The sequence below is a fragment of the Serratia sp. (in: enterobacteria) genome, assembly GCF_046715635.1.
In the GTDB taxonomy this organism is placed as follows: Bacteria; Pseudomonadota; Gammaproteobacteria; order Enterobacterales; family Enterobacteriaceae; genus Chania.
On the sequence record NZ_JBKJYW010000503.1, the window covers coordinates 1 to 6050 of the forward strand.

The window sequence follows — 6050 nt, forward strand, 5'->3', positions numbered from 1 at the left end:
ATCATCACCTTACCGGCGCGGTTGCGTGCCACCAGATCGTTGAAGGTACAGACGAAGCCGTAACCGGCATCGGAAGCCATCAGCAGTTTCTGGTCGTCGGCGGCCATCAAAACCTGCTCCACAGTAGCGCCCGGCGGTGGCGTCAGCTTACCGGTCAGCGGCTCACCTTGCCCACGCGCCGAAGGCAACGTCAGCGGATCGAGCGCATAGCTGCGCCCGGTTGAGTCAATGAACACCACTGGCTGGTTACTCTTACCGCGCGCGGCGGCACGGAAGCTGTCGCCAGCCTTATAGCTCAGGCCAGTCGGATCGATATCATGGCCTTTGGCACTGCGCACCCAGCCCATTTCAGACAGGACAATGGTCACCGGCTCAGAAGGCACAAAGTCATGCTCGCTCATCGCCTTGGCTTCTTCACGTTCGGTCAATGGTGAACGACGATCGTCGCCATAGGCCTGTGCATCCGCCTGAATTTCTTTTTTGATCAGATTATTAAGCTTGCGCTCGGAAGCCAGCAGCGCCTGCAGATGATCGCGCTCTTTTGCCAGCTCATCCTGCTCGCCGCGGATCTTCACTTCTTCCAGCTTGGCCAAATGGCGCAGCTTCAGCTCGAGGATCGCTTCGGCCTGGGTATCGGAGATGCCAAACCGCTGCATCAACACCGGCTTCGGCTCATCTTCGCTGCGAATGATGTGGATCACTTCGTCGATATTGAGGAACGCAACCAGCAAACCTTCCAGAATGTGCAGCCGTTTAAGCACTTTTTCCAGGCGGTAATTCAGGCGGCGACGCACCGTATCACGTCGGAAGACCAGCCATTCGGAAAGGATCTCCACCAGCCCTTTGACCTGCGGGCGGTTGTCCAGACCGATCATGTTCATGTTGATGCGGTAGCTGCGCTCCAGATCGGTGGTGGCAAACAGGTGGTTCATCACCTGATCCAGATCGATACGGTTCGAGCGCGGCACAATCACCAGACGGGTCGGGTTTTCGTGGTCGGACTCATCGCGCAGGTCTTCCACCATCGGCAGTTTTTTGGCGCGCATCTGGCTGGCGATTTGCTCCAGCACCTTGGCACCGGAAACCTGGTGCGGCAAGGCGGTGATCACCGCGCTGCCGTCTTCTTTCTTCCAGATGGCACGCATACGCACCGAGCCACGGCCATTCTGGTAAATTTTGCGGATCTCTTCGCGCGGGGTAATAATTTCCGCTTCCGTCGGGAAGTCTGGCCCCTGCACAAACTCCAGCAGGTCGTCGAGCGAAGAGCCTGGTTTGTCGATCAGAGCTACCGCAGCCGCGGCAATTTCACGCACGTTATGCGGTGGAATATCCGTTGCCATCCCTACCGCGATACCGGTTGTCCCGTTGAGCAGGATGTTCGGCAAGCGTGCAGGCAGCATCTTCGGCTCTTGCATGGTGCCGTCGAAGTTGGGCACCCAGTCCGTGGTGCCCTGGCCCAGTTCGCCCAGCAGCACTTCGGCGTATTTCGACAGGCGCGATTCGGTATAACGCATCGCGGCGAACGATTTAGGATCATCCGGTGCCCCCCAGTTCCCTTGGCCATCTACCAGCGGGTAGCGGTAAGAGAACGGCTGCGCCATCAGCACCATCGCTTCATAGCAGGCGCTATCACCATGCGGATGATACTTACCCAGCACGTCACCGACGGTACGGGCGGATTTTTTGAATTTGGCGTTGTTGCTAAGCCCCAGCTCCGACATGGCATAGATAATGCGGCGCTGTACCGGCTTTAAACCATCGCCGATATACGGCAGCGCCCGATCCATGATGACGTACATGGAATAGTTCAGATAGGCGTTTTCAGTGAATGTGTGCAGCGGTAGACGCTCAACACCGTCATGAGTCAGTTCGCTCATTACTCAGATATCCTCAGACGACAAAGGGTCGATTCTGCCCGCGATAGTAACTCATCTGCAGGGTGGCTGTCACAGATGCTGCATGGATCAGCCATTGATGCTGGCGATCTCCCCGGTTTATGCGAAATTCTGCCCTTAGCAGTCGCTTTTATTGATTCGCAGTCAACACTGTTGTGCGCTAGATCGCATTTTTCCCCGCTTCAGGAAGGATTACACTCCGTTTCAGCGATATGCCTTACGGCTATCACATTCTACATTCTGACAGGAACCCAGCATCCATGAGCAATATCCTGATTATTAACGCCAAGAAGCAATTCGGCCACTCCAACGGTGAGCTTAACCAGACCCTGAGCGACGTAGCGGAAAGTTTCCTGCGCGATGCCAAACACGATGTGCAGGTCACCGTCGTCGATGACGGCTATGATATCGAAGCCGAAGTACAGAAATACCTGTGGGCCGATACGGTGATTTACCAGATGCCAGGCTGGTGGATGGGCGAGCCCTGGATCCTGAAAAAATACCTCGACGAAGTGTTCACCGCCGGCCACGGCAGCTTGTATGCCAGCGATGGCCGCACCCGTTCCGATGCCAGCAAAAAATACGGTTCTGGCGGGTTAATCCAAGGCAAGACCTACATGCTGAGCCTGACCTGGAATGCCCCTCTAGAAGCCTTTACCGATCCCGACCAGTTCTTCCACGGCGTGGGCGTAGACGGCGTTTATCTGCACTTCCACAAGGCCAACCAGTTCCTGGGGATGGAAGCACTGCCGACCTTCATTTGCAATGACGTCATCAAACAGCCGGATATCGCCAGCGATATCGCACGTTTGCGCGCACATCTGGGCGAAGTGTTTGCTTAACTGTGATGGGTTTTATAAATCATACCGTTAACCAGTGAGGCCATAATGATCACCGTAATTGCAGAAATCAGAACCAGACCAGGTCATCGTGACAGCGTATTACAAGCGATTGAGAAACTGTTGCCAGCGGTGTTGGCGGAAGAAGGCTGCGGCGGCTATCAGCCGATGATCGACGCCGATACCCAGGCGCCGTGGCAAAAGCGTTCGCCGGATTCCATCTTTATGCTGGAGAAGTGGCAGACCCAAGCGCATCTGGAACAGCACCTGCAAATGGATCACATGCTCAAGCACCGTGAAACCATCAAGGACAGCGTGCTGGATACGACCATTTACGTGCTGGATGCCCCCTCACCCTAACCCTCTCCCACAGGGAGAGGGGACCGATCGAGTTGGACTGAAAGCATAGTGATTCTCCATGAACGCTGGCTGACTCACCTAGGTGAAGGGGCAATCGAGTTTGTTGATTGCGCTGCGTAATACTCTATATTTCTTGCTCTTACTCCCTACTTTCCGAAGTGGCACGGGCCTATCACGCGCTCCGTATCAGCCCCCTCTCCATGTGGGAGAGGGCTGGGGTGAGGGCAACAGACATCTCCGCTCTACAGGCTCTGTGCATCGGTGATATGCGCGCTGACATAGTCCAGAAAACAGGTAATACGTGCGGCCAGTTGGGCATTGCGATAATACACCGCATTGATCGGCTGGCGGACATCCAACGTTTCTGCCACCAGCAGTTGAACCAGACGCCCTTCCCGCTGATCTTCCCGCGTCATAAAATCGGCCAATTGAGCGATCCCTTCCCCGCGTAGCGCCAGTTGCCGCAGCGTTTCACCGCTGGAAGCCGATAACGTTGGAGTAATGGCAAAGCGCTCCGCCTGCCGATGGAGAAGCGGCCACAGATTGAGCGACTCGGGTTGCGTAAAGCCCAGCAGGCTGTGGTGGTTGAGCTCTTCGACACTCTGCGGTGCTCCAAAGCGGGCAATATAGTCCGGGCTGGCAAGGATGCGTAACCGGCTGGCTCCCAGCAGGCGCGCGTGGATGGTGGAGTCTCGCAATGCGCCAATACGAATGGCGATATCGGTGCGCTTCTCCAGCAGATCGATAATCAGGTTATCGGTGTTCAGCTCCAGCTCAATTTGTGGGAAACGTTGGCGGAAACCGGCGACCAGCGGCACGATCACATGTTCCATAAAGGGCGCGGCAGCGTTGACCCGCAGCCTGCCCGCCGGGTTCAGACGACGCAATGCCATCTGCTCCTCGGCATGTTCTACCGAGTTGATAATTTCCCGCGCATGGGCCAAAAAGCTCTGACCCTCTTCGGTCAATTCCAGGCGACGTGTCGTGCGGCGCAGTAAGGTGGTATCGAGTTTTTTTTCCAGACGGCTCAGCGCCCGGCTAATGCCAGAGGTGGTTTGGCCAAGCTGTTCGGCGGCGGCGGTGATCGAACCGCTGTCGACCACGGAGGTATAAGCCAAGAGTTCTTCGAGGGTGATTTTCATGCATTCCGCCCTGGGTTATCGGGCGCAGCACGCAGTGCGCCTGGGATGGCACAGTGTAAAAACTTGGGGCCGCGGTTGCGGCCCCGCAGGCATCAGACGGAAAGCTCGGCGGTATCGCCCTTGTCTTGCAGCCAGTTGCGACGGTCTTCTGAACGCTTCTTCGCCAACAGCATGTCCATAATGGCCATGGTCTGATCGGTATTCTCGTCATCGATGGTCAACTGCACCAGGCGGCGAGTGTTGGGATCGAGCGTCGTTTCACGCAGTTGCAGCGGGTTCATCTCACCCAGCCCTTTAAAGCGCTGTACGTTCGGCTTGCCCTTCTTACGCTTCAACTGCTCCAACACGCCGGCTTTCTCTTCTTCGTCGAGGGCGTAATAGACTTCTTTGCCCAGGTCGATACGGTATAACGGCGGCATCGCAACGTGCACATGGCCGCCCCTCACCAGCGTACGGAAGTGGCGGACAAACAACGCACACAGCAGCGTGGCGATGTGCAGGCCGTCGGAGTCCGCATCCGCCAGGATACAGATTTTGCCGTAGCGCAGTTGGCTAAGATCTTCGCTGTCGGGATCGATGCCGATCGCCACGGAGATATCATGGACTTCCTGCGAGGCCAACACTTCGTCTGAGGAGACTTCCCAAGTGTTGAGGATCTTGCCCTTCAGCGGCATGATCGCCTGATATTCGCGATCGCGCGCCTGCTTGGCCGAGCCGCCCGCCGAGTCCCCTTCCACCAGGAACAGTTCGGTCATGCTCAGATCCTGTGAGGTGCAGTCCGCCAGCTTGCCCGGTAACGCAGGCCCGCTGGTCAGCTTCTTACGCACCACCTTCTTCGCCGCACGCAGGCGACGTTGAGCGCTGGAGATCGCCAGTTCGGCCAACTGCTCGGCAGCCTGGACGTTCTGATTCAGCCATAAGCTGAAGGCATCTTTCACCACGCCGGAAACAAACGCCGCGCACTGGCGGGAAGAGAGCCGCTCTTTGGTTTGGCCCGCGAATTGCGGATCCTGCATTTTCACCGACAACACGTAAGCACAGCGATCCCAGATATCTTCCGCAGACAGCTTCACACCGCGCGGCAGGATATTGCGGAATTCACAGAACTCACGCATCGCATCCAACAGCCCTTGGCGCAGGCCGTTGACGTGCGTACCACCCTGCATGGTTGGGATCAGGTTGACGTAGCTTTCCGTCAGCAGTTCCCCGCCCTCCGGCAACCACAGCAACGCCCAGTCCACCGCTTCGGTATCACCGGCAAAATTGCCGACAAACGCCTTCTCCGGCAAGGTGATCAGGCCGTTAACCGCTTCCATCAGGTAGTCGGTCAGGCCGTCCTGGTAGCACCAGCGCTGCTCGGTATTGTTCAGCTTGTCGATAAAGTAGATTTCAACGCCAGGGCACAGCACCGCTTTGGCTTTCAGCAGGTGCGACAGGCGGGAAACCGAGAAGCGCGGGCTGTCGAAGAACTGCTCGTCAGGCCAGAAATGAATGCTGGTACCGGTGTTGCGTTTACCGCAGCTACCGGTCACCGCCAAATCCTGTACCTTGTCGCCGTTCTCAAAAGCGATGCTATAGACGTTACCGTCGCGCTTGACGTTGACTTCCACCCGTTTGGACAGGGCGTTGACCACCGAAATCCCCACGCCGTGCAGGCCGCCGGAGAACTGGTAGTTCTTGTTGGAAAATTTACCGACCGCGTGCAGACGACACATGATCAACTCAACCGCCGGTACGCCTTCTTCAGGGTGGATATCCACCGGCATGCCGCGGCCGTCGTCGATCACTTCCAGTGACTGATCGGCGTGCAGGAT

General features: G+C 57.0%; 5 protein-coding genes. 2 read left to right on the forward strand and 3 right to left on the reverse strand.

Annotation, left to right across the window (positions count from 1 at the left end):
- Positions 1-1877 (reverse strand): DNA topoisomerase IV subunit A (gene parC / locus ACLQ7H_RS26095; protein WP_411755183.1); only part of this gene is annotated, 1877 nt, incomplete at its 3' end.
- Between the two features lie 278 nt (positions 1878-2155).
- Here parC and ACLQ7H_RS26100 point away from each other — a divergent pair.
- Positions 2156-2737 (forward strand): NAD(P)H-dependent oxidoreductase, encoded by a 582-nt coding sequence (locus ACLQ7H_RS26100; RefSeq protein WP_021179520.1) that lies wholly within the window; start codon positions 2156-2158, stop codon positions 2735-2737.
- Positions 2738-2782: 45 nt separating this feature from the next.
- Positions 2783-3094 (forward strand): putative quinol monooxygenase, encoded by a 312-nt coding sequence (locus ACLQ7H_RS26105; protein ID WP_411755184.1) that lies wholly within the window; start codon positions 2783-2785, stop codon positions 3092-3094.
- 242 nt (positions 3095-3336) lie between these two features.
- Here the strand turns inward: ACLQ7H_RS26105 and ACLQ7H_RS26110 are convergent, their stop codons facing one another.
- A complete protein-coding gene (locus tag ACLQ7H_RS26110) occupies positions 3337-4236 on the reverse strand; it encodes a LysR substrate-binding domain-containing protein (RefSeq protein ID WP_411755185.1) in 900 nt (299 codons plus the stop codon).
- Positions 4237-4328: 92 nt separating this feature from the next.
- A partial coding sequence (gene parE, locus ACLQ7H_RS26115) for a DNA topoisomerase 4 subunit B (protein WP_411755186.1) occupies positions 4329-6050 on the reverse strand: 1722 nt, incomplete at its 5' end.

Excerpts from the sequence above, each read along its gene's own strand:
- ACLQ7H_RS26110 (WP_411755185.1), bottom strand. The coding sequence starts at position 4,236 with ATGAAAATCACCCTCGAAGAACTCTTGGCTTATACCTCCGTGGTCGAC.
- ACLQ7H_RS26100 (WP_021179520.1), top strand. The coding sequence starts at position 2,156 with ATGAGCAATATCCTGATTATTAACGCCAAGAAGCAATTCGGCCACTCC.
- ACLQ7H_RS26105 (WP_411755184.1), top strand. The coding sequence starts at position 2,783 with ATGATCACCGTAATTGCAGAAATCAGAACCAGACCAGGTCATCGTGAC.